Genomic DNA, 24,852 nt, shown 5'->3' on the forward strand with positions numbered 1-24,852 from the left:
TACACTATTTTTTTAATTTAACCATTTTTTCTGTTGCATCTAATTCACACATTCTTCCTAAAGGAATAGTTATCATTGGTATACAGTGCCCAGATTGTAGATTATATATAGCTGGCTTATTAACCTTCTGCGCAAATTCCTCCAATAGTTCTATTAAATCTTCTTCTTTGATACAGTCTTTAAAATCTCCAAAAATTATACCATTACATTCATCCAGTTTTCCTGAAGAATACAATTGAGTTAACATCCTGTCTAATTTATATTGACATTCTCCAATTTCTTCAATGAATAAAATTTTATCCTTTGCATCTATTTCATATTTAGTTCCTATTGTAGAAATTATTAGAGATAAGTTTCCTCCCATTATTATTCCCTCTGCTTTGCCTTCACATACAGTATAAATCTTTTCTTCTTTTGGATTTTCTAAGTATAACTCATCTTTAAATTCTAAAGCATCTACTAGAGATTTATAAGTAAATTCATCCCATTTAGCTACATTCGCTGCCATTATTCCATGATATGGTAAAAGACCACAATTTTTATAAAAAGCTAGATTTAAACCTGTTATATCAGAAAAACCTATAAATGGTTTAGGATTTTGTTTTATTATTTCGTAATTTATTTTATCTAGTATTCTTGTTGTTCCATAACCTCCTCTTAAACACATAATTATATCTACTTCTTCATCTAAGAACATCTCTTCTATATCTCTTACTCTAATATCATCATTCCCAGCTAAATAACCTTTATAATTTAGTCCACAACTTTCAGAAAATTTAACTTTATAACCATACTTCTCCAAATTAAATTTTATTTCTCCTAGACTTATATTTCTCAATGGTCCAGAAGGCGCAATTACTCCTAACATCTAAACACCTCTTCTTCTAAAATGATATATTCTAATTTATGCTAAACATCTCTACTATAATTATAAGACATTTTATTTATACTTGATACAGAATAATGTTTTATATAGAATAATATAATTATAATAATGAAGAAAAATAAATTTTTAATTTTAATATAGTTAGGATGTGTTTTATGATTAATATTAAAGCTCTTTGCCATGATATAAATGATTGGGTTATAGATATTAGAAGAGATTTACACAAAACTCCAGAACTTGGCTTAGAAGAATTTCAAACTAAGAAAAAAATTATTAAATATTTAGATGAAATAGGTATAAGTTACATTGAATATGAAAATCACACAGGAGTAACTGCATATATAAATGTAAATCCAAACTTTGAGACAATTGCTATAAGAGCTGATATAGATGCTTTACCTATAACAGAAAAACTCAATCTTCCTTATAAATCCATTAATTTAGGTAAAATGCATGCATGTGGCCATGATGCACATACTGCTATTTTACTTGGCACTTGTAATATACTATTTAAATTAAAGGATTATTTAAATGTAAATGTAAAGTTTTTTTTCCAACCTGCTGAAGAAACCATTGGTGGCGCTAAACTTATGATAGAAGATGGATGCATGAAAAATCCAGATGTAAATTATATATTTGGTCTTCATGTAAATCCCAATATTGATAAAAGTTTAATTGAACTAAAATACAATACTTTAAATGCATCAACAGATACACTTTGTATAACTGTATATGGCTCAAAATGCCATGGAGCTTATCCTCATCAAGGTGTTGATGCTATAGTTATCTCTGCTCATATCATAACTGCTTTGCAGACAATTGTCAGTCGAAATACAAACCCCACTGATTCTGTAGTTATTTCTTTAGGAAAAATTGAAGGCGGAATTAAAGAAAATATAGTTTGCGATAAAGTTGTTATAAAAGGAACCTTAAGGACTTTAACGCAGGAAACCAGAGATTTTTCAAAAAAACGAATTAGAGAAGTTTGTGATTTTACTTGCAAAACATTTGGTGGAAATATTGATGTTGAAATTGAAGAAGGTTATCCTTCCCTTATAAATTCAAATTCTCTTGTAGATTATGTTAAACAAAATGCAGTAGAATTATTTGGAAAAGAAAATATTTTGATTAAAGATACACCTACTCTTGGTGCTGAAGATTTTTCATATTTTTTGGAATATTGTGAAGGTGTTTTTTATCACCTTGGTTGTGCAAATCAGGGAAAAAATATTAATTCTCCTCTTCATACAGCTACTTTTGATATTGATGAAGATTGTCTTATTACTGGTGTTATGCTTCATTCAAAAAATGTATTATCCTTTTAATTATATGTTTCTATCTCCTTTTTATATTGACTCTCACATGGTGTTAGGGTTTACTCTAAAATTACAAATAACAAACCAAATAATTGGAGGTAATATTATGAAACAAATTTTAGTAAACCCTATAGGAAAAATACGTGTTCAAGGTGAAGAAATTTCTATTAAATTGGATAAAAAGTATATACCTGCATTAAAAGCACTTGATGAATTTAGTCATTTAAATGTAATCTGGTGGTTTGATGGATTTGATGATGTTGAAGCAAGAAGTATCTTAGAAACTCCAAAACCTTATAAAAAAGCACCTGATGTTATGGGAATATTTGCGACAAGGTCACCTATTAGACCTAACCCAATAGCATTAACTACTGTACAAATTATTAGCATCGACCATGAGCATGGTATAATAAGAATTCCATATATCGATGCTAATGATAATAGCCCTGTTATCGACTTAAAACCATATACTCCAAGTATTGATAGAGTTGAAAATCCCTCAGTCCCTGAATGGTGTAGTCATTGGCCTAAATGTGTAGAAAAATCAGGGGAATTTGATTGGGAAAATGAATTTGAATTTTAATTTATTTTAGATAGAGTATTAAATTAAAGGTAGAGTATTAAATTAAAAAATTCTAATTTAATACTCTACCTTATTATATTTTAATTCTATAAAGTATTCGTTGTATTTCATTTTCTTGAATTATATAATTGATTTTATCCACTTTCATATTGGCAAATTATCTTGTATACTTAATATAAATAATTATAAAGGAGAATACTCATGACAATATTTAGTCTACAAGCAGCAAATTTATTTGGATGGATAGCTATTTATAGCCCCTTAAACATCTTCTTTTTTACTAATTCTATAAAATAATTCTATAATTCCACTCTTTCACCTAATCTTAAAACACTACAACCATTAAACAAACTTAAAAATAATATCTATCAATGTTTTAAGTATGTTAAACTAGTAAATGTAGCTACTTCTGTGTTACAATTTTATATAAATATTGTATATAGCAATAATAGGATAATAGATACTAGTTAGTGTTATATTTCTAATATCAGTTATTTTTCAGTTACAGATTTAATAATAATTAATAATGAGAAATAATATTTTTCTACCTCTTATTAATTGTATGTTTACTGTTATCTGTTATTATCATTAATAATAAATTTAAGGGGGCTTATATTATGAAGTTATATTTAAGTGCCGATATAGAAGGTACTTGTGGCATTGTAAATTGGGATGAAACAAAGCTTGAATGTGAATTTTCACAACACTATAGAACACAAATGAGCAAAGAAATAGCAGCTGCATGTAATGGAGCTACTCAGTCTGGTATGCATGAAATACTTGTTAAAGATGCACATGATAGTGGTAGAAATATTAATCCAGATATTTTACCTGAAAATGTCAAAATCCTTAGAGGATGGACTAAAGACCCACTAGTTATGATGGCTGGTATTGATAAAAGTTTTGATGCATGTGTATTTACTGGCTATCATTCTGGAGCTACTTGTAATGGGAATCCACTTTCTCATACTATGGATATTGACTATGACTATTTTAAAATAAATGATGAAATAGCATCTGAATTTACTATAAATGCTTATGCTGCTGCATACTATAATGTTCCTGTAGCATTTTTAAGTGGAGATGAAATGCTTTGTGAAAGTGCAAAAAAACTAAACCCAAATATAATCACTGTTCCTGTTTCAAAGGGAATTGGAAATGGCTCAATTTCAATCCACCCAAATCTTGCACTAAAAAAAATAGAAGAAGGTGTTCAAGAATCTTTATCTGGAAATTTATCTAGACACTTAATAAAATTACCAAACAAATTTAAAATTGAAATAAAGTTTAGAGAACATTACAAGGCTTTTAAAGCTTCTTTTTACCCAAGTATGAAAAAAATAGATTCTCAAACAATACTATTTGAAACAGAAGATTATTATGAATTTTTAAGAATGTTGTTATTTATATAAATTTCATGTTATACATAAGGAGTTGATTAAGATAAGTAATAAAAGAAGGATTCCTTTAGGCGAATTTATTTCTGTATTTTTATTTTTTGCTGTTTTTTTTGGTATAACTTTTTGTATTTTCACTGTTATAGGAATTGGCTTCTTATCATTCTTAGGTTTTGAATATAAATCTCTTGGGTCTGTACTAATTTTCTTTTTAATATATTTTTGTATAACTACCCCAATTGATTTTCTATGCACTACCATTTTAGATATATTTAGATATGTAAACAAATTGCCGTATTCAATTTATAAATTTTGCGAATTTATAATTGATTTTATACTGACTTTTTTAGCTATGAACATAATTGATACATTTATGGATTCAATAATGATTCCTTTAAGTACAGAAATTTTATTTGCCTTACTTTCTTATCTCTTATCTGAATGCATGGATTTTTTTGATAAAGATAAGAAAAAATCTTAATAAAAAGATAGATTACTTAATAGACGATTTATATATCCCTATTATCTAATCTATCTTTATTTGTGTAATCTTTTATATTTAAAATATAGTTTCTTCTATTTCTTTAGTCATCTTTATAGCATCATCAAAAAATTTATCTATATGCACCACTTCATCACTCAATCTTGAATACTCTGCTGCAAATGCCATTACATGACTTTCTATAGCATCTTTTGCTGCTGCTCTTCCTTTTTCTAAGTCTTTATTTAAAACTAATTTAATAAATTCAGTTATGAGATTTCTATCATATTCTTCTACCATATCTTTCTTATTTGATGGATTTATAACTACTTCTTCATTTTTTCCAAATTCTTTAATTCTTATCTCATTTTTATTTAAATCTCCACCAACTTCTCCATGACTAAACATCATCTTTATAGTTCTTCCATTTTCTTTAGTAAATGCACATAAATTAAAAGTAGCAGTTACTCCATTTTCAAATTGTAATATATTTACCATGTTATCTACTACATTATTATCACATCTGTAAACACATCTTCCATATGGACTTGTCTCAAGTATCTTTAAAAGATTCTCTTTTGTAGGATTTATATGCACAGCTCTATTTATATTTCTGTCATTTTCTAGGTAAATTTGTTTTGCAGAATATGGACATTTCTTTTCTACCAAACATTGAAGGCAATTCTGTGCCATTTCTCCCCCAGCATTTTCATTATTAAGATGCTTTAAACTTCCAAATGCAGAGATTTTTTTACATCTACTACCTACCAAATATAATAGAATATCCATATCATGACAACTCTTCGCCAAAATCAAAGGGCTTGTCTCATTACTATTTCTCCAATTCCCTCTAGTAAAACTATGAGCAAAATGCCAATAGCCTATATTCTCATTATATTGTATACTAACTAATTCTCCTAATTTTTTACTTTCTACAATTTCTCTTAATTTATTGTAAAATGGAGAATATCTAAGTACATGACAAATCATAAAAATCTTATCTTTATACTTATCACATAGGTCATTTATATGTACTAATCCATCTAAACTATTAGACATTGGTTTTTCCAATAATATATGATAACCTTTTTGAAGAGCTAAACTTGCTACATCATAATGTCTATCATCATTTGTAGCTATTATGACTGCATCTGCCATTTTATCCTGTTTAAAGAATTCTTCTAGACTTTCAAATACATTTTTGCTATTTAAGTTATACTTCTGTGCAAATAATTCACGTCTTCCTTTTTTTGGCTCTGCTACAGCAACTATCTCACATGTATCAGAATTTTCATAAATATATGGAGCATATGCATATGTACCTCTATTGCCTGCTCCAACCACAGCAACTTTTACTTTTTCCATACTTTAAATTATCCCCTTTATATTATTCTACTACTTTATTATATTCTATTTTTAAATATATTTGGATATTTTTGATAAAAGAAACAGCAGTTATAGTTTTTTACTTTTAACTGCTGTTTTAACTTAATATGCTATTCTTTTTTAGAATCATATTATTTATTTTTAATGTAAATTTTAATACCATTTTTATTTATTTTGCTTGTCAATTTCTTTTTCTAGCTTGTCTAATTTTTTATTGTATAAAAACATATAAAATGCTGCTGAAAAGACTATTACATATCCTACAACACTTAGCATATCTGGATAAACATTAAACAAGAATATACTCAAGATTGCTGAAAATATTATATTACTATAGTCAAATATAGAAATTTCTTTGGCTGGCGCATACTTATATGCTAAAGTTATACCAAATTGACCTAAACTTGCAAATACTCCACCTAGTAATAAATATACAAGTTGCATAAGAGTCATTGGTTCATACACTGCAAAAGCTATTGGTCCTACAGTAACTAATGAAAAAACTGAAAAGAAAAACACAATTGTATAATAATCTTCTCTATCTCCAAGAATTCTTAAACAAGTATATGCCATTGCTGCAAATACAGCTCCTGCAACTCCTCCTAGATATGGAATTACTTCAACACTAAATGTTGGTTTTATTATAAATAAAGCTCCTATAAATGCAATTATAATTGCCCCTATCTGTTTTATGTTTATTTTTTCTTTTAGAATAATTGCACAAAATATAACTACAAGAAAAGGACTCATTTTATTTAGCATATTAGCATCTGAAAGCATCAACTTATCAATTGCATAATAGTTAAATATAACCCCTAAAGTTCCAAAAATTGACCTATATAAAAGAACCTTCATATTTTCTTTTTTACCTGTTAAACTTCCTTTATGTTTTATGATTAGCCAAAACGCTATTATAGCCGATACCAAGTTTCTAAAAAATACTTTTTGAAAACTTGGTAAATCGCCTGCCAGTTTTACAAATGCAGACATCATTGCAAAACCAAGAGCTGATGCTATTATAAACATTATACCTTTTATTCGATTTGATTTGATTGTACTACTCATATTTACCTCTTTTCTATACAAATACATAAACCTATATTTAAAAACCACTTAAAAAACTAAAATTTCTAAATTAAATAATAATTATCTAAATATTCCAATTTATACTATAATTAAAAGTATAAATTATGTCAAGTAACTAATAAATCTTTTCAATTAATAACAATAATAATTATAAGTAAAAAGTTATATCTTTTTATAGATTATTCGCCAAATATATACTATAATTTTATATAGTATAGACTTTTTTTAATTTATTATTTAGATTTTTAGTGGATTTTTTAATTATGGAGGTATTTAAAATATGGAAATAAAAAGATATGAAGGAACTGGAAGAATGAGTAGAGCTGTAGTTCACAACAATACAGTTTATTTATGTGGACAAACTCATGCTGAAGGAGGAGTAGTTGAGCAAACTACTGAAGTTTTAAATAAAATAGAAGATTTATTAAACAAATATGGTTCAGACAAACAACATTTACTATCTGTTACCATTTATTTAAGAGATATGAAGGACTTTGAAGCTATGAACTCTGTATGGGATGCTTGGGTTGAAAAAGGATTTGAACCTGCTAGAGCTTGTGTTGAAGCTAGACTTGCTAGAGAACACTTATTAGTTGAAATGAGCGTTGTTGCTGCTACAAAATAATTGTTTTAAATTTAATAAGCAAATATAATTACTTTAACCTATAAGGAGATATAGTATTGATTAATACTACATCTCCTTATTATTTAATTCATCAATTTAATTGTTTTCTATTGGCAATATCAACCTAGATGGATATTTTCCTCCATGATAAATTGTATTTTTTGCTTTTATATACTCAATACTATTATAACTATCTTCAGTGTTACTATTTTGGAATATAAAGTTTTTCGCACTAGATGTTATATCTAACCTAATTCTATGCCCAGTTTTAAATGTATTTGATATTTTTGAAGTTGTTATTGTAAACTTATAAATTTCTCCTTCTTCCATAAATTCTGACTTGTAAAAACTATTTCTGAATCTAGCACTTAGTATACCATCAGCTAATTTAATTGAGTTTCCATCTAAATCCACATCCATAATTTTTATAACCCAATCAGTATCTTTTGCCGAACTTGATGCAAAAAATTCCAACTTTATATCACCTGTTATAGTAAATTCTTCACTAAAAGCATCTGATGTGTAGCACAACATATCACTTCTTTTCTCCAAATCTTTATAATTATTTGGAACTCCCACTTCATTTTCTGACATATCAATCAACTGTATTGAAGGGTCTTTTGGATTATATATGTAACTATCATAATTTTCTTTTGAACATTCTTCAAAAGATAGTTTTCCATCTCCTAAAGATGTATTAGCATTTCCACCACTTATTAAATAGATACTTTTATCTATTTTATTTGCTATTGGCCAATTATCTGCCATCTTCCATTCATTCGAACCTACTGAATAATACTCTATTGGAGCAGTCTTATCTATATCATTTTCTACTCCTTTTAAGTATTTATCAAACCATAATAGATAGTTATAGTCTACATCATACCTCAATGAATTATCTCCAAAAGGAATATCATTTATATCCCTTATCGTGTTTGAATTATGCATCCATGGACCTAATATAGCCTTTCTCTTTCCTCTTTCATAATTTTTTATTACATCCAAAGCTTCTGTAGTACCCATACCATTATCATCATACCATCCAGATATGACTAATGCAGGCACATTTATTTTATCTTTTTTTAGATGCCAATCCATCCTATCCCAATATTCATCCTTTTCTACTCTTTTTATCCACTCTTCTAAAAATTCTATTCTATATCCAAGTGCTTCAATAGGTATATTTTGTATCGGTCTTATATTTAAAACATCATCCCAGTCATCTCTTAGCATTTTACTTCTATCAACTTTATTTCTTGATACCATAAATGCCCATGCAAGCATTCCAGATACAAAAGCTCCACCTTTTCTTGGTATGTCAATAAAAGGACTACCTGCTGTAACTATACTAATTAAAGCTTTTAGATGTTTGTTTCCTGAAGATGCAGCTGCCCATTGAACATAACCAAGATATGAGGCTCCCATCATTCCAACAACTTCATTTGACCAGTCTTGTGCTACTATCCAATTTATAGTACTATCTCCATCTTCTCTTTCATAAATCATAGGCTCCCACTTACCTTCTGATTCATTTCTTCCCCTGACATCTTGTATTACAACAGCATATCCCCTTTGTACATACTTATAATATATTTCTTTGTCATTTTCTTTTCCATATGGAGTTCTCATAAGAATTGTAGGTACTTTTTTAGTAGAGTCTTCAAACTTAGGAAGATATACATCTGTAGAAAGTTTTATTCCATCTTTCATATCAATCATATAATTTCCATCAAATTTTATAGGATATATCGCTTCATTTTTATGTGTTTTATTCCACTCTTTTAATATCGTATAATCCTCATATTCATCCATAATTAGTATAGTACAAGTTTCCCTGGACAAGCATATAAAACCAACTATTTTATTATCCAAAACAATTACATCTAAAGGAAATTTTTTATTTCTTTGAACCCAGATATAGTCATTAAACTTAGAATATGTTTCTCCTAACTCATTTACAACCATACTTTTATCTGTGTTTATTAAGCTATTACTATAAACATTAAAGTTTTCAAATAAGAAGTTTAAATCTATTTTTGTAAGATTTAAATAATATATTCCTTCATCTTTATTCATAGGTTTTATTTCTTCTATTTCATTTGTAAAAGGATTTAATTTTTCAATAAGTAATGTTTCATCAAATACTACATTACCACTATACAAACCAGATATATATAACTTAAACTTTTTCAATAAAATTCACCTCCTAGAGACCAAGAACCATTTTTATTGCATATGCCACCGATATACCTGCATAATTTCCTAATACTCCACCAATTACCCCCATCACTACAGCTACACTTACAAGCGAATTCCATTTTGCTGAAGCGGCTACTAAAGCTGACGTTGGACCATCAGCAATTGCTCCAACTATAGAAAGTATTACATATTGATACTTTATCTTTAACATTCTAGTTACAAATAGATGGAAGACAAATGAAGCAAAGATTATGCTAAAGCAATAAAATGTTATAGTAAAAGTTGAACCTAAAAATTCTTTTATATCTACTGAAAATCCTATTGTACATAAAAAGAATAATGCAACAAACAATCCTAAATCTAAATTCCCCTTTAATTTTTTTACTGGTTTTAATTGAGCAATTATAATTGAAATTGTTGTAACTAAAAGAATTCTTGCTGCACTGCTAAAGCTTGAACTAAAATATCCTGAAAGAATTGTTGCAACCTCTGTAACAACAAAGCCTATAGCCAGCATCCAAGCGATATCTTTTATGCTCCACTCTTTTGATTCCATAAATTCTTCATTCTGGCAATCTTCTAACTCTGATTCTTCTAAATGATATGGCCAAAACTTTTGAAACTTCTTAGAATTTTTTAATATTGCTGGAAGTGCAAACATAAATATTAATGTTGGAACTCCAATTACATAATCAGCTGCATTCGCTGCTGCTAGAGTTTGTCTACTTACATTAAGACCTGTTCCAATAGCTGTAAGATTAGCACTTCCTCCAGTATATGTACCTACAAACATCCCTGCAACTTTCCATCCTTCTGATATTTCACCTGCAAATACCAATCCAAATAAAAACGCCATTATACTTACTGTCAATACTGCCACAAAAATTGCTATTAAAGGCTCTCTTGATAGCTTTGTCATTTCTTTTAAATCAACACTCATCAACATTATAGTCATAGAAACTGGTATAGCATATGTAGAAATAGTTCCATACAATTCTGTACTTACTGGAACTACCTTTAAATTTGAAAGTATTATTCCCATTATGATTATTGTAAGTGCTGGTCCTAGACTCTTAGTTACTTTATATTTTTGTAAGTAAAATCCAAATGCAACCATAGCTGTCATTATTGCAAGTATACTACCTGTACTTGAAAAAAGTGTATTCATATTTAACCCCCTAATTTCATCATAAGTTTACTTCTATTCCTAAACCTGGTTTGTCGATAAGATTCATAATATCTCCATCCATTTCAAATCCTCCAGATATACTTTCTAACTCTTCACAAAACATAAAACTATCAAGGTCAGCTTCTGTTATATTCTTCTTAGATGCTATTAAATTTGCGGCTGCTGTTATACCAATCCTTGTCTCAAGCATACATCCTAACATACAATTAACCCCACTTGCTTCAGCTATATTATTGATTTTTATTGCAGGGTAAATTCCACCAGATTTCATTAACTTGATATTAAATGTATCAACTGCATTTTTCTTTATAGCTTTAATTGCATCTATTGGTGAATGTAATGACTCATCTATCATAATCTTAGTATTACTCTTATTTCTTATGTAAGCAGTTCCATCTAAATCCCAATGTGGAAGTGCTTGTTCAATTGCATCAACTCCAAATTCTTCTAGTTTTTTGATAGTATTTATGCTACTATTTACATTCCAGCCTTGATTTGCATCTATTCTAATTCTTATATTATCTCCAACAGCTTCTCTAATTAATTTTACAGCTTCAATATCTTCTTCAGGTCTTATTCCAGCTTTAAGTTTCAATATTCTAAAACCTTCTCTAACTCTTCCCAGTGCTTCTTCTGCCATTTTCTCTGGTTTATCTATACCTATAGTTACATCTGTTTGAATTTTGTTATCATATCCTCCAAGAACTTTATAAAGAGGTACATTCATAATTTTACCTTTAAGGTCATACAAAGCTATATCAATTGCTGCTTTGGCAGAAGTATTACCTATTATGATTCCATCCATAATTGTATGTATAGTTTCAATATCTAATGGGTCTTTACCTATAAGTTCCTTTTTAAACATGATTAATATAGAAATTACAGTATCTAAAACTTCACCTGTAACTGCTGCAAGAGGAGCAGCTTCTCCAAATCCACAGTAACCTTCATCAGTCTCAATTTTTAAGATTATGCTCTCTCCATATTCAATTGTTCCAAACGAAACTACAACAGGCTTTCTTAATTTGATTCTTAATTTTTCAAATTTAATATCTGTTATTTTCATGTTAACCTCCTCATTTTTTGAAGTAATAATTTAATTTTTTTATTTTTATACTTCAAATTATATTATTACTTCAATGTATCTGTCAATATAATTTACTGAAAATTTAATTTTTTCTAAAATATCCTACAATAATACCTTTAAAATTAATAATCCTATATTAAATTTTTCTGCATTATATTAATTCATCAACAATTTATTTTTATAAGATTTTATTTGCACCCCACTAATTGCTAATTCTTAAAATCTTCCATTCATCTTTCTTGCTACTACTTCTATGTTATGCTATAATTACTTTGTTTTAATCGAATATTTTGTATAAATTTTATTATTTGGAGGTTCTTATGCTAGGGGAAAAGATGAGAAATATAAGAAAAAACAAGAAAAAAACACTAAGTGATGTTTCCAAATTGACAGACTTATCTATAAGTTATATATCTCAAATCGAAAGAGATGCTATTGAACCATCCCTGTCTTCATTAAGAAAAATCGCTGAAGTTTTAGATACTCCTTTATATATGTTTATGGATGATAATAACACGGATGATTTAGTCACCAGAAAAGAAGATAGAGTTATGATGAAGTTTCCAAAAAGTGAAATGTTTTATGAGATAGTATCTCCAATGCCAACAGCTGATTTTGCACCTTCAATCTTATTTTTAGAATTTGAACTTAAACCAGAAAGTGAAGATACTAAAGACTATATCTCTCATGCATCAGAAGAAGTGGTTGTATTGACAAGTGGTATAGTTGATATTTGTATAGGTGAAAATATAGTAAGATTAAATCCTGGAGATTCAACATTTATAAAAGCTAATACTCCTCATAAAATTATCAATCCAAGTAAAGATAAACCAGCTCGTGGATATGGTGTTATATCACCTCCCATTTGGCCAATAAAGTCCAAGTAAATATCTACAATACAATTGTTTAATATGTAAAATGTTTTAATACATAAAACCAAAACGTAAGCTCTTTTAAAATTAATGTATTTACTCAAATAAAAATAGCTATTTGACTAATTCAAACCATTTTAATAATGGCAAATAGTAAATAGCTATTTCTAAATTGTACTTTAAATTGTAACAAAAATTAATATTAATTAAATTTAAATTAAACCGCTATATCGTTTAATACTTTGGCTTTAACAACTCTTATATTTTTCATACTTTTATATATATCTTGAATCTTATCTTCTTGTTCTTTCAATAATCTATGAGCTTCATATATATCTACAAACTCAAACTTTACTACATCATTTGGCTTTGCTTGTGCTAACTTACACAAATCTACACTTATAACATTTCCTATTTTAGTATAACCACCACTAGTTTGTCTATCTGATAACATTATGATAGGTTTCCCGTGTCCAGGTACTTGTATAGCTCCATAAGAAATACCATCAGATATAATATCTGCTCCATTAATATGCTTTATACTATCTCCTTCTAATCTACAACCCATTCTATCTATTTCATTTGTAACTTTATATTCATTTAATAGAAATTTTTCTACTTCCTCTTTAGAAAAAGCATCAAATTGAGGTCCTTTTACAATTCTTAGTACTATTTCTGAACTATAATTTGGAATGTATTTTGAATTTAATTTTTTGTTTATTGTAAAATCTTTTTCTTGAGCAAAAGTATTTATATAATCACCTTTTTTAAGTGCTCTACCTTCAAATCCACCAATCTTAGCTCTTGTATAAGTTGATTTACTTCCCATTGCAAGTGGAACATCTATTCCACCAGCTATTGATACATATGCCCTAGCCCCTGAGTTTACACCTCTAAATGATAATATGTCACCAGGATTTATTTGATATGACCTCCAATTTTGAATCTCTTTTCCATTTATTCTAGCTCCTAAATCTCCACCAGTTACTGCTATTTGTGTATATTCATCAAAGGTAATTGTAGGACCTAACATTAGAACCTCCAAAGAAGCTTCATCTTCAGAGTTTCCAACTAATATATTTCCCACTCTATGTGCATATTCGTCCATTGCTCCACACCCAGATACACCATATTGTCCATATCCAACTCTACCTCTGTCTTGTATTAATGTTTGGAAACCTCCTAATTCTACTTTAAATCCCATATATACCACTCCCTGTATTATCACTATTTTTAAACACTTAAATTATTTTTTTCAATTTCTATAAATTCATCTAAAGTTATTGGAACAAACTTTATAAAATCTCCAGCTCGAAGTAAAATTTGTTCTTCTCTATTTTCGTCATATAGTTTTAAAGGTGTTCTACCAATTATTTGCCATCCACCAGGGCTATCTATAGGATATACACCTGTCTGAGAACCAGCTATTCCCACACTTCCACCATAAATTTTAGTTCTTGGTACTTCTAATCTAGGTGTAGCTATTCTTTCATCCATTCCACCTAAATATGGAAATCCAGGAGTAAATCCCAACATATATATTAAATACTCTCTGCCTGTGTGTATATTTATGACTTCATCTACAGTCAGATTATTGTAACTTGCGACAGTTTCAATATCTATACCAAATACCTTATCATAACATACTGGAATTTCATGTATTTTAGGTTTTGGCAACTCTATACTTTCTAAATTATTTTCTATTTTTTTTAAGCTCTCAATTAAACTATCAAAATCTATTTTCAAGGGATTGTAGCTTATCATAAGTGACCTATATGTTGGCACCATTTCTGTAACAATACCTTTGAGATTTGATATTTCTATCGCTCTCATAAACGAAATTACTTTTTTATTTATATCTTCCGATATTTCATTTCCAAATTCAGCAACTACTGCTTTGTCTCCTGATAGCAAGTATCTAGTTTCCATAAATGTCACCTCTTTTAAATTAAGCAAATAAAGTACTCAGGCTACTAAGAGAAGTTATCCCTGCATAAGCAGATATTAAAACTACTATTAATCCAAATATCAAAAGCCATGTAGGATGTTTATAATCACCAACAATATCTTTTCTCTTAGATGCTATAAGCATTATTCCTAAAGTTATTGGAAGTATTAAACCATTTAAAGCTCCTGCTAAAATTAATAAAGTTGCTGGCTTTCCTATAAATGCCATTATAAGTGTTGATATAGCTATAAATGCTATTATAAAATACTTTTCATTTTTTGCTATGAAAGGATTTAGCGTCTTTAAGAAAGAAACTGATGTATAAGCAGCTCCTATAACTGATGTAATTGCAGCAGACCATAATACAAGCCCAAAGAATTTATATCCTATCGCTCCTGCACTAAATTTAAAAGCTGAAGCTGCTGGATTTTCTGGGTCAAGTTGAATCCCTTTTGAAACCACTGCTAATATTGCTAAAAATAAAAGTACCCTCATCATAGTTGCAACTAATATCCCTAAAAGAGATGATTTAGTTATTTCTTTTATATTTTCTTCACCTGTTATTCCACCATCTATTAATCTATGTCCTCCAGCGAATGTTATATATCCTCCAACACTTCCTCCAAGTAGAGTTATTATTGGAAATATCAGTGTCTTTGGATTTTCTGGTTTTACCATTCTATAAACTGCTTCTCCAACAGGAGGATGATTTGATATTGCTACATATCCAACTATAATTATCATACCTAATGCTAAAAACTTAGTTATCTTATCTACTAAAGAATTTGAATTTTTTGACATAAATACAAATATTGCTATTAATCCACTTAATACAGTTCCTAATGTCATATTCATATTAAACATTACATTCATACCAAGTGCAGCTCCACCAACATTTCCTATATTAAAAGCTAATCCACCAAGGCCTACTAAAAAGGCTACTAGGTAACCTAAGCCAGGTACTATTTTATTTGCTATATCTTGACCTCTAAGACCTGATACACCAATTACTCTCCATACATTCACTTGAGCTCCTATAAAAAGGATAGTTGTAATTAGTACTACAAATGAAAAACTTGGCCCAAAATCTTGAGTAAACTGTGCTGTCTGAGTTAAAAATCCTGGCCCAATTGCTGATGTTGCCATTATAAATGCGGCCCCTATAAGTGCCCCAACGTCTTTTTTACCTTTTTCGTTATCTGTAATATTTTTTGTACTCATATTTTATTTCCCCCTCATATTATCAGTCTTACAATGTGTCCTCTGATGAACAAACTTCCATATTTTCTAATGGACAAACTTCTATACTTTCTAATTCAAAACGTTTTCTTATTTCTTTAACAAACTCTATTGCTTTTGGATTGTCTCCATGCACACATATAGAGTCCGCTTTAATATGTATAATTTCGCCAGTTATAGTTTCCACTGTTCCTTCTTTTACCATCTTAACAACTCTATCTATTGCAGTTTTTGTATCATGTATAACGGCTCCCTCTACATTTCTTGGAACCAAAAATCCGTTGCTATCATAGGCTCTATCTGCAAATACTTCATTTGCAAACTTAAGTCCAACCTCTTTAGCTGAATTTATCATTTCACTATTATATAACCCTAACAATGTAATATCTTTATTAACTTCATATATAGCTTCACAAATCGCCATAGCTAAATTTTTATCTTTTGCAGCCATATTATATAAAGCTCCATGTGGCTTTACATGCTGTATATTACATTCATTTGAAGTTGCAAATGCCATTAATGCTCCTAATTGATACTTTGTATAATCTTTAGCTTCTTGTTTTGTTATTTTCATCTCACGTCTTCCAAATCCTATTAAATCTAAAAACCCTGGATGTGCTCCTATTTTAACTCCATTTTCTTTAGCGAGTTTTACTGTTTTATCCATATGGCTAGGATCTCCTGCATGAAATCCACAGGCTATATTAGCTGATGAAATATATTTTAAGACTTCTTCATCTAAACCAATCTTATATGTTCCAAAACTTTCTCCTAAATCGCTATTTAAATCTACTTTATACAATTTATGACCCCCCTTGCTAACATTTTGATAGAATAAGTAGTTTTAATTTTTAAATTTTGTTTATTATATATATTGCATGAAATATTTTATTACTTGTATGCAATCTATTTTTTCAACTATTTTAATACATTTAATTAATATAATTTTACCATTTAAGGAATTTTTTTGCAATTAATTTAAATCGACATTCATTTGTACTTCTTTTTCAAAAACATTTTTCCCATTTTTTAGTTAATAATTAATTATTTATAGATGAATTATAGCTTTTAACTTTCATTTTTAAAGCATTTTTCAATTTTAATAACTTTGTATGCAAGACAGAAGTGTTTTTTTTCATTCATTTGTTTATTTCATCTATATAATTATCTATTTTTGTCCATAGAATGTCTTTACATTCCCTTAAATACTTCATTTCATACTTTGAATGGAAAAATTTAAATATGTATACTAAATGCATGTTAAAATATTATTTTAAAAAGACGACAATATTTGTACATAATGTAGACATATAAATTTATAAATTATACAATAGTATTATTAAGATTATATATTTTTTAACATAAATTTTATATTGGAGGAAAAACAATGGAAAAAAACTATACTATGCCGATATACCAAAAGATAGCTTTGGATATTGCAAATAAAATATATACAGGTGAAATACAGGAAGATTCAGTATTGTTTGGACGCTCTGTTTTGGCTGGTAAATACAATGTATCACCAGAAACTATAAGAAGAGCTGTTAAAATTTTAGAAGATATTGGCGTTGTTAAAAGCATAAAAGGTAAAGGTGTTATTGTACTATCACCAGACAAAGCTTCTTCTTTTATAAAAAAATATAGAGACATTACAAATATATCATCATATAAATCAACACTTTACAATTTAATAGATACTAAATCAAATCTAGAAAATGAAATCTTAGATACTATAAATAAAATTATAGATTATTCTAATAGACTAGAAATAATAAACCCCTTAGTGCCCGTTCAGTTCACAATAAATTCTAATTGTAAGTACATTGGCCAAACAGCTGCACAAACTAAGTTTTGGCAAAATACAGGCGCTACAATTGTTGCAATCAAAAGAGGTGAGGAACTTATAATCTCTCCTGGTCCATATATTGAATTTTTAGAGGGAGATATTCTTTTGGTTGTTGGAGACCAGCATATTTATAATTCTATACCAATGTTTTTATACGAAAATGAAAAATAGATTATACTATTTGGTTACAACTATGCAGAAATATAAATTTGAGAATAAAAAAGTAAAAATAAAAAAGTAGAGCTTTACAAAGCCCTACTTTTAAGTTTAAACACATCTAACCTTTAAATTTCTGACTCATCTTCTTTTTCCCAACTTAAAGCTCTTGATACAGCTTTCTTCCAACCTTTATATAATCGACATCTCTTCTCTTCACTCATATTTGGATTAAACTCTTTTTCGACTGACCATTTTGATGTAATTTCATTTCTTCCAATATAGAATCCTACACACAATCCTGCTAAATAAGCAGCTCCCAAAGCTGTAGTTTCTACTATTTTAGGCCTATCTATATCTACATTTAGTATATCTGACTGGAATTGCATTAAGAAATTATTATTACTGGCTCCTCCATCAACCTTTAATGACTTTAATTTTAATTTTGAATCATGTTGCATTGCTTCTAATACATCTTTTGTTTGGTATGCAATTGATTCCAATGTCGCTCTAATTATATGCTCTTTTTTTGCACCTCTTGTAAGACCCAATATTGAACCTCTAGCATACATATCCCAATATGGAGCACCAAGACCTGTAAATGCAGGTACTACATACACACCATTAGTATCTTCTACTCTATTTGCATAAAATTCACTGTCGCTTGCAGATTCAATCATTTTAAGTTCATCTCTAAGCCATTGGATAGATGCTCCACCAATAAATATACTTCCTTCTAATGCATAAGTTACTTTTCCATCAACACCCCAAGCAATCGTTGTAAGCAAACCATGTTTAGATTTAACTATATTGCTACCCGTGTTCATAAGTAAGAAGCAACCTGTTCCATAAGTATTCTTTGCAGTACCTTCTTCAATACAATGTTGACCAAATAAGGCTGCTTGCTGGTCTCCTGCACATCCAGCAATAGGTATTTTAGCCCCTGATAACATACGCTCATCTGTATGCCCATAGACATAGCTAGAAGGTTTTACTACTGGCAACATACTTATTGGTATATCTAATTCTCGTAATATATCTTTATCCCATTCTAAGTTATTTATATTGTACATCATTGTTCTAGATGCATTTGAATAATCTGTTATATGTACTTTCCCACGTGTTAAGTTCCATATTAACCATGTATCGATAGTACCAAATAACAATTCGCCTTGTTCTGCTTTTTCTCTAGCACCTTCTACATTATCTAGTATCCACTTTATCTTTGTTGCTGAAAAATATGCATCTATCAAAAGACCAGTTTTTTCCTTTATTGATTCCTCTAATCCTTTACTTTTGAGTACATCACAGATTTCTGATGTTCTTCTACATTGCCATACTATCGCGTTATAAATCGGTTTCCCAGTATACCTACTCCAAACAATGGTCGTCTCTCTTTGATTAGTTATACCTATTGAAGCAATTTCTTCTGGTCTTATACCTGCTGTTTCTATTACCTCTCTCATTACCCCACTTTGTGAACCCCATATTTCCATAGGGTCATGTTCTACCCAGCCAGCTTTTGGATAAATCTGTTTAAATTCCTTTTGCGCAATTTTTACTATTTCGCCTTTTTTATTAAATAATATAGCTCTTGAACTAGTTGTCCCTTGGTCTAGTGCCATTACATATTTCTTTTCCATTATTTTATTCTCCTTATCATATAATAATATTATTAACTTATTAAAAAGAAAAATCTAATATTACATAATTTTAGTACATATTACTGCTTAAATATAAAAAATATAAATCTAATTAGATTAAATACTTATATAATAAGGCATCTATTTTACGCCATATCTATATATTAATATTATACATTATAGCTTGCATATTGATTAATAAATTTTAAAGGTTTATAATAAACAGTGTTCATAATAATTTTAATGAAAGAGGTGGTCATATGCCTAAGATTTTAGAAAATGTAAAGGAAGATATACTAAAAGTGTCTCGAGATATGATTTTGGAAGAAGATTACTCAAATATTAGCATAAGAAAAATAGCCCAAAGGTGTGGTATAAGTGCAGGTACAGTGTATAATTACTTCAAATCAAAACAAGAAATAATAGAATATATTATAAAATCAGAATGGGATTTATTGATAAGGCGAATTGAATACTCTAATAAAAATAGTAATAATTACATTGAAAAACTAAATATTATCTTTACAGAAATAAGAAATTTTATAAACAAAGTTCATAATATTCAATATGACGATTTTTTAGATACTTTTGAAATGAAAAGATTTATCGAAATGAAAAAACAAAAAAATGATTTTCATGAGCAACTTTCAAATAAAGTATATGAAGCTTTACAACAAGAAGATTTCTTTAATAATGATAAATTAGTATGTAATATCATAATCAAAATGTTTTTTTCATACTCAACCTATCTTCATATAGAATTTGAAGATTTAAATCCGTATATTGAAAAATTAATACATTAAGGTGGTGTTTACCTTGAATTCTAATACTAGTGTTCAAAGCAAAGATAATAATCCAAAGTTATTTTTAGTACTCACTCTTTATCTTTTAGGTATATTTATGGGAGCTATTGATACTGGAATAGTATCACCAGCAAGAACAATTATACAAAATAGCCTAGGTGTAAATGAAAAAACAGGAATTTGGATGATTACTATATATACACTAACATATGCATCTGTAATCCCTATTTCTGGTAAATTAGCAGACAAAATAGGAAGAAAATATGTATATTTAGTTAGTATATTTCTATTTGGTAGTGGCTCATTAATCTGTGGATTATCATCATTATTTTCCAACTTTTACATTTTACTAATTGGCCGTGTTATACAAGCTATTGGTGGAGGCGGAATTATGCCAATTGCTACAGCAGAATTTGGAACCACTTTCCCAGAAAACAAAAGAGGTATGGCTTTAGGTTTAGTTGGAGCAACTTATGGTATAGCAAATATTTTAGGTTCAAGTATAGGTAGTACAATACTAAGTATATTTGGAACTCAAAATTGGAAGTGGTTGTTTTTTGTTAACCTTCCAATATGCTTGGTTATAATTATTGGAGGAATACTATGTATTAAAAATAATAAGTCTACATCTACAGAGAAAATTGATAAATTAGGAACATTAATGTTGATATGTATAATAGTATCTTTGTTATATGGTCTTATGAATATAGACTTTTTTAATTTTAAAAATTCTCTACAAGATACATCAGTTTATCCTTATTTATTGACATTTATAATACTTATACCTATTTTTATATTTGTTGAAAATAAAGCTAAAGACCCTATTTTGAATTTCGAATATTTTTTGAATCCAAGAATACTAATAGTACTCATTTTGTCTTTAATTGTTGGTATTGGAATGATGGGTATGGTATTTGTTCCACAATATGCTGAAAATGCATTAAAAATAAATGCTGGTTCTGGTGGATATTTTGTTGCTATATTAGGATTATTTGCAGGTATTGCCGCTCCTTTGAGCGGAAAACTTATTGATAAGTTTGGCGCAAAAAAGATACTGTTACTTGGATTTTCAGTATCTATGATAGGCTCTCTTTATCTGATTTTAATTGCACTAAAAACCAATACAGTATTTAGTGTATGTGTAAGTCTTATATTTATGGGATTAGGAATGGGATTTACTATGGGAACACCTTTAAATTACATGATGCTTTCAAATACAAAAATAGAAGAATCTAATTCTGCACTTGCAACACTGTCTCTGATACGTTCAATTGGAACTTCAATTTCACCTGCAATAATGATTGGATTTATAGCACATGCAGGATTATCTGTACAGGATAATATTATGGATATAGTTGGTAAACCATCAACACCTAAAATAGTTCAACTTAAAGAACTTGAAACTATGATAGATGATTTAAAGTCAGACCCAGAAATGGCTAAGAATTTGAAAAATATTTCTATACCAAACATGAACGATTCATCAAGTATTAATATGGATATGACAGATGGCAAACTCCCAAAATACTTACTAGACAAAGTTCAATCAGCAGATACAACCAATATTACCAGCATCACAAAAGAAATATCAACAACAATGTTTGATGAAAAAGTTCCTTCTGTAATTACGAAAATAGAATTAAATGTCCAAAAAGGAATAGATGGTACTCAAAGTGGAATAAATGGTATTGAAGAAGGTGAAAACAAACTAAACAGTGGCATAAAAGGAATTCAAACTGGTATTGACAATATGATAAAAGCTAGAACTGGTATTAATCAAGGAATAGCTGGAATAAAAAAAGGTATCGCTGGCACTGATAAAGGCATAAAAGGTATGGAACAAGGTATAAAAAAACAAGATAAAGCTATAAATGAAATGACACTTGCTTATAATAAAATACCTACAATACCACAAGGTACTACTCCTTCTGATAACGAAAATTCATCAAATAATCAAGAGCAAAATAACACTAGTAATTCTGACTCAAACAGTAATAAAAATGATTCTACAGAAAATAAAAATAACAATTCTAGTGAGAATAAACCAAATTTAAATGAAAAAAAAGAAGCTCTAAATTCTCAAATACAACAACTAAAAAAAGCAAGAGCTGAGTTAAACACCAAATTGCAAAAAACTAAATCTCAAAGAAAAGAATTAAGTAAAAAACTTAAAAACATGGAATCTCAAAAGAAAGAACTTCAGAGAAAATTAAATGATTCCATAAATAAAAAACAAGACATGGAAAAAGGTTTTGACACAATGGAACAACAGAAAAAATCGCTTCAATTAGTTCTAGCAAAAACACAGGAATTAAAAGATGAAATACCAAAAGCTTTTAATAAGTCAAAACTAGATTATATAAATTCTATAGAAAACAATAAAACAAAAATAGAAAATACACTACAATCTACTCTAAATTTAGGATTTAGACAGATGTATATAACAGTTTTTTGTGTAAATTTACTTGCATTCATAGTATTGTTATTCTATAAAGAAAACAAAACTAGATAAACAAATCCAATAGTATTATATTGTAAGCCTATATTATATTTTAAACATTTGAAATTCTTTATCTTTAACTAATATAAACTACAGTATAATACTATTCTCTTTCTAATATCTATCCTTAATATAATTTATATATATTCTTCATTATTAGAAAATTATATTTTCATACCCAAGTATACTTTAAAAGTAATCTATAAAATATATTATTGAAACTATTTTATTTTCAATATCTACTTTTGTCTATTAAAAGATATCTATAAATCAAAATAAACCATATATTTTCAATTATAATATGTTAAAATCATAGTATGAGTATATTAATTTAAGCAAAATGTCATCCAGACTTTATTTTAGTAATTTTATAGAAGAAAAGGAATATACCTCGATTTTTAATGTCATTTGGACTTCATTTATAAAAAGAAAGGAGTGTGTTTCATGGATACTTTAGGAAAAAGAATTGCTTATTTGAGAAACTCCAGAAAACTTACCCAGCGTAAACTTATGGATATTTTAAAATTTGAAAACTTAGGTAAGTTTGAAACTGGAGGTAGAAAGCCTAATTGCGATATATTAATGTCAATAGCTGATTATTTTGATGTTAGCACTGACTGGCTTCTATATGGAAAAGAAAAAGTAAACTCCAATAATAGTGTTAAAGAAAATAGGGAAGATTATTTGTATAATCTACATGTAACTGATGATGAAATGATGGTATTAAACCTCTATAGGCAATTGAATGAACGTGATAAAATAAAAATAGAAGGAATGCTAGAGTTTAAGATATCTGAATATAAAGAATTAGAAAAACATTCTCCTACTGAGGATAACGATAAACCAGTTTAAACATACATAATTTGATACGAATTTACATCATTTGTAGAGATTCTTTTTTTGTGATAAATTGGCAACTAAAATATGGATATTAAATTGCTCAAATAAACTATGATTTAATTACAAATACATTTATTGTAGTTGAATTAACATATCCATATTTTAGTTTATATGTTTTTTATATGTTTTTAAAAATATTCTATATCACTATGTAATTCTTTCTATCTCTAATTAATATATTACTTACGTCTTTAATTCTTCCAACATCTTTTTATATACAATTGTACATCCTTCGTAATTTTCCTCTTTAAGAAGGATTGAGCATGAAGTAGAATATTTAGTTAAAATATCCAATTTTTCCATGTTTAAACTTCGTACACCATTGAGAGCTGTAATAAAATCATCAATTGCTCTACAGCACTCTATTACTCCATCTGAATCTAATTTACACATAAGAATATGTCCCTTCTTCATATATTAGTTATTAATATTAATCTTCTTCTGAGTATTCTATATTAAGCAATTGATAAATTGATGATTTATATTTTTTTCCTGTCCTTCTGCCATTTAAAATAGCTGACAAATAGTTTTCATTAACACCGACTTTTTTTGCTAATTCCCTTTGAGTCATGTTTAATTCAATAAGCCTTTGCTTGACCTGTATTCCCAAAAAAGGTATCCATTTTTTTCGAGTATCCATTTAATCAAGTTCCCTTTCTAAATAATTTATATTTATTTTTATTATTAAACTTATACACCTCCCTCTGTTT

23 protein-coding genes are annotated in these 24,852 nt (G+C 28.4%); 10 read left to right on the forward strand and 13 right to left on the reverse strand.

The genetic code is table 11. The features are described from left to right. Nucleotides 1–4: 4 nt before the first annotated feature. Complete coding sequence (locus tag IC214_RS14290) at nucleotides 5–868, reverse strand: S66 peptidase family protein (protein WP_227434303.1); 864 nt, start codon at nucleotides 866–868, stop codon at nucleotides 5–7. 173 nt (nucleotides 869–1,041) lie between these two features. Between IC214_RS14290 and IC214_RS14295 the strand changes: the two genes are divergently transcribed. The 4 genes from IC214_RS14295 to IC214_RS14310 all read left to right on the forward strand — a co-directional run bounded on the left by IC214_RS14295 (nucleotide 1,042) and on the right by IC214_RS14310 (nucleotide 4,663). After that, the gene (locus IC214_RS14295; RefSeq protein WP_227866760.1) at nucleotides 1,042–2,211 is read left to right on the forward strand and encodes a M20 family metallopeptidase; all 1,170 of its coding nucleotides are present in this window, start codon (nucleotides 1,042–1,044) and stop codon (nucleotides 2,209–2,211) included. A 97-nt stretch (nucleotides 2,212–2,308) separates the two neighbouring features. Then, a complete protein-coding gene (locus IC214_RS14300) occupies nucleotides 2,309–2,785 on the forward strand; it encodes an SAM-dependent methyltransferase (protein ID WP_227482276.1) in 477 nt (158 codons plus the stop codon). A 617-nt stretch (nucleotides 2,786–3,402) separates the two neighbouring features. Further along, nucleotides 3,403–4,197: a M55 family metallopeptidase gene (locus IC214_RS14305; RefSeq protein ID WP_227434300.1), complete on the forward strand. Its 795-nt coding sequence runs from the start codon at nucleotides 3,403–3,405 to the stop codon at nucleotides 4,195–4,197. 22 nt (nucleotides 4,198–4,219) lie between these two features. After that, on the forward strand, nucleotides 4,220–4,663 hold the full coding sequence (locus IC214_RS14310; protein ID WP_227434299.1) for a regulatory YrvL family protein: 444 nt from the start codon (nucleotides 4,220–4,222) through the stop codon (nucleotides 4,661–4,663). A 78-nt stretch (nucleotides 4,664–4,741) separates the two neighbouring features. Here the strand turns inward: IC214_RS14310 and IC214_RS14315 are convergent, their stop codons facing one another. After that, a complete protein-coding gene (locus IC214_RS14315; RefSeq protein WP_227866761.1) occupies nucleotides 4,742–6,028 on the reverse strand; it encodes a Gfo/Idh/MocA family protein in 1,287 nt (428 codons plus the stop codon). Between the two features lie 186 nt (nucleotides 6,029–6,214). After that, nucleotides 6,215–7,114: a DMT family transporter gene (locus tag IC214_RS14320; RefSeq protein ID WP_227482274.1), complete on the reverse strand. Its 900-nt coding sequence runs from the start codon at nucleotides 7,112–7,114 to the stop codon at nucleotides 6,215–6,217. A 301-nt stretch (nucleotides 7,115–7,415) separates the two neighbouring features. Here IC214_RS14320 and IC214_RS14325 point away from each other — a divergent pair, with 301 nt between their 5' ends. Continuing rightward, on the forward strand, nucleotides 7,416–7,760 hold the full coding sequence (locus IC214_RS14325) for a RidA family protein (RefSeq protein ID WP_227434296.1): 345 nt from the start codon (nucleotides 7,416–7,418) through the stop codon (nucleotides 7,758–7,760). 96 nt (nucleotides 7,761–7,856) lie between these two features. Here the strand turns inward: IC214_RS14325 and IC214_RS14330 are convergent, their stop codons facing one another. From IC214_RS14330 to IC214_RS14340, 3 genes are read right to left on the reverse strand one after another with little or no spacing between them, the layout of a single operon-like run. Next, complete coding sequence (locus IC214_RS14330; RefSeq protein ID WP_227823691.1) at nucleotides 7,857–9,953, reverse strand: CocE/NonD family hydrolase; 2,097 nt, start codon at nucleotides 9,951–9,953, stop codon at nucleotides 7,857–7,859. Between the two features lie 13 nt (nucleotides 9,954–9,966). Then, a complete protein-coding gene (locus IC214_RS14335; RefSeq protein WP_227434294.1) occupies nucleotides 9,967–11,127 on the reverse strand; it encodes a DUF819 domain-containing protein in 1,161 nt (386 codons plus the stop codon). A 19-nt stretch (nucleotides 11,128–11,146) separates the two neighbouring features. Continuing rightward, nucleotides 11,147–12,214: a mandelate racemase/muconate lactonizing enzyme family protein gene (locus IC214_RS14340; protein ID WP_227434293.1), complete on the reverse strand. Its 1,068-nt coding sequence runs from the start codon at nucleotides 12,212–12,214 to the stop codon at nucleotides 11,147–11,149. A gap of 341 nt (nucleotides 12,215–12,555) precedes the next feature. Here IC214_RS14340 and IC214_RS14345 point away from each other — a divergent pair, with 341 nt between their 5' ends. Beyond that, nucleotides 12,556–13,122, forward strand: coding sequence for an XRE family transcriptional regulator (locus tag IC214_RS14345; RefSeq protein WP_227866762.1), 567 nt, complete (start codon nucleotides 12,556–12,558; stop codon nucleotides 13,120–13,122). Nucleotides 13,123–13,324: 202 nt separating this feature from the next. Here the strand turns inward: IC214_RS14345 and IC214_RS14350 are convergent, their stop codons facing one another. Genes IC214_RS14350 through IC214_RS14365 form a run of 4 tightly spaced genes read right to left on the reverse strand, consistent with a single transcriptional unit; the run spans nucleotide 13,325 to nucleotide 17,096 of the window. Further along, nucleotides 13,325–14,311, reverse strand: a complete 987-nt coding sequence (locus IC214_RS14350; protein WP_227831189.1) for a biotin-dependent carboxyltransferase family protein — start codon at nucleotides 14,309–14,311, stop codon at nucleotides 13,325–13,327. Nucleotides 14,312–14,340: 29 nt separating this feature from the next. Continuing rightward, the gene (pxpB, locus tag IC214_RS14355) at nucleotides 14,341–15,036 is read right to left on the reverse strand and encodes a 5-oxoprolinase subunit PxpB (RefSeq protein ID WP_227831190.1); all 696 of its coding nucleotides are present in this window, start codon (nucleotides 15,034–15,036) and stop codon (nucleotides 14,341–14,343) included. Between the two features lie 19 nt (nucleotides 15,037–15,055). Beyond that, nucleotides 15,056–16,276, reverse strand: a complete 1,221-nt coding sequence (locus tag IC214_RS14360) for an NRAMP family divalent metal transporter (RefSeq protein WP_227434289.1) — start codon at nucleotides 16,274–16,276, stop codon at nucleotides 15,056–15,058. A 28-nt stretch (nucleotides 16,277–16,304) separates the two neighbouring features. Continuing rightward, nucleotides 16,305–17,096 carry a LamB/YcsF family protein gene (locus IC214_RS14365; RefSeq protein ID WP_227434288.1) on the reverse strand — a complete coding sequence of 264 codons (792 nt, stop codon included), beginning with the start codon at nucleotides 17,094–17,096 and terminating at the stop codon, nucleotides 16,305–16,307. 585 nt (nucleotides 17,097–17,681) lie between these two features. On the opposite strand from IC214_RS14365, the gene IC214_RS14370 reads away from it, so the two are divergent. Continuing rightward, nucleotides 17,682–18,311, forward strand: coding sequence for a TrkA C-terminal domain-containing protein (locus IC214_RS14370; protein ID WP_227434287.1), 630 nt, complete (start codon nucleotides 17,682–17,684; stop codon nucleotides 18,309–18,311). Between the two features lie 113 nt (nucleotides 18,312–18,424). Here the strand turns inward: IC214_RS14370 and glpK are convergent, their stop codons facing one another. Then, a complete protein-coding gene (gene glpK / locus IC214_RS14375; protein WP_227866763.1) occupies nucleotides 18,425–19,939 on the reverse strand; it encodes a glycerol kinase GlpK in 1,515 nt (504 codons plus the stop codon). A 260-nt stretch (nucleotides 19,940–20,199) separates the two neighbouring features. Here glpK and IC214_RS14380 point away from each other — a divergent pair, with 260 nt between their 5' ends. From IC214_RS14380 to IC214_RS14390, 3 genes are all read left to right on the forward strand, one after another. After that, nucleotides 20,200–20,742, forward strand: a complete 543-nt coding sequence (locus IC214_RS14380) for a TetR/AcrR family transcriptional regulator (protein WP_227434285.1) — start codon at nucleotides 20,200–20,202, stop codon at nucleotides 20,740–20,742. 4 nt (nucleotides 20,743–20,746) lie between these two features. Continuing rightward, nucleotides 20,747–23,254 carry an MFS transporter gene (locus tag IC214_RS14385; RefSeq protein ID WP_227866806.1) on the forward strand — a complete coding sequence of 836 codons (2,508 nt, stop codon included), beginning with the start codon at nucleotides 20,747–20,749 and terminating at the stop codon, nucleotides 23,252–23,254. Between the two features lie 432 nt (nucleotides 23,255–23,686). Continuing rightward, nucleotides 23,687–24,094, forward strand: a complete 408-nt coding sequence (locus IC214_RS14390; RefSeq protein WP_227866764.1) for a helix-turn-helix domain-containing protein — start codon at nucleotides 23,687–23,689, stop codon at nucleotides 24,092–24,094. Between the two features lie 231 nt (nucleotides 24,095–24,325). Here the strand turns inward: IC214_RS14390 and IC214_RS14395 are convergent, their stop codons facing one another. Continuing rightward, nucleotides 24,326–24,535, reverse strand: coding sequence for a hypothetical protein (locus IC214_RS14395; protein WP_227434282.1), 210 nt, complete (start codon nucleotides 24,533–24,535; stop codon nucleotides 24,326–24,328). Between the two features lie 37 nt (nucleotides 24,536–24,572). Further along, complete coding sequence (locus tag IC214_RS14400; RefSeq protein WP_227434281.1) at nucleotides 24,573–24,782, reverse strand: helix-turn-helix transcriptional regulator; 210 nt, start codon at nucleotides 24,780–24,782, stop codon at nucleotides 24,573–24,575. Nucleotides 24,783–24,852: the final 70 nt, after the last annotated feature.

Origin of the sequence: Clostridioides sp. ES-S-0190-01 (assembly GCF_020658275.1) — a bacterium.
GTDB lineage: Bacteria > Bacillota > Clostridia > Peptostreptococcales > Peptostreptococcaceae > Clostridioides.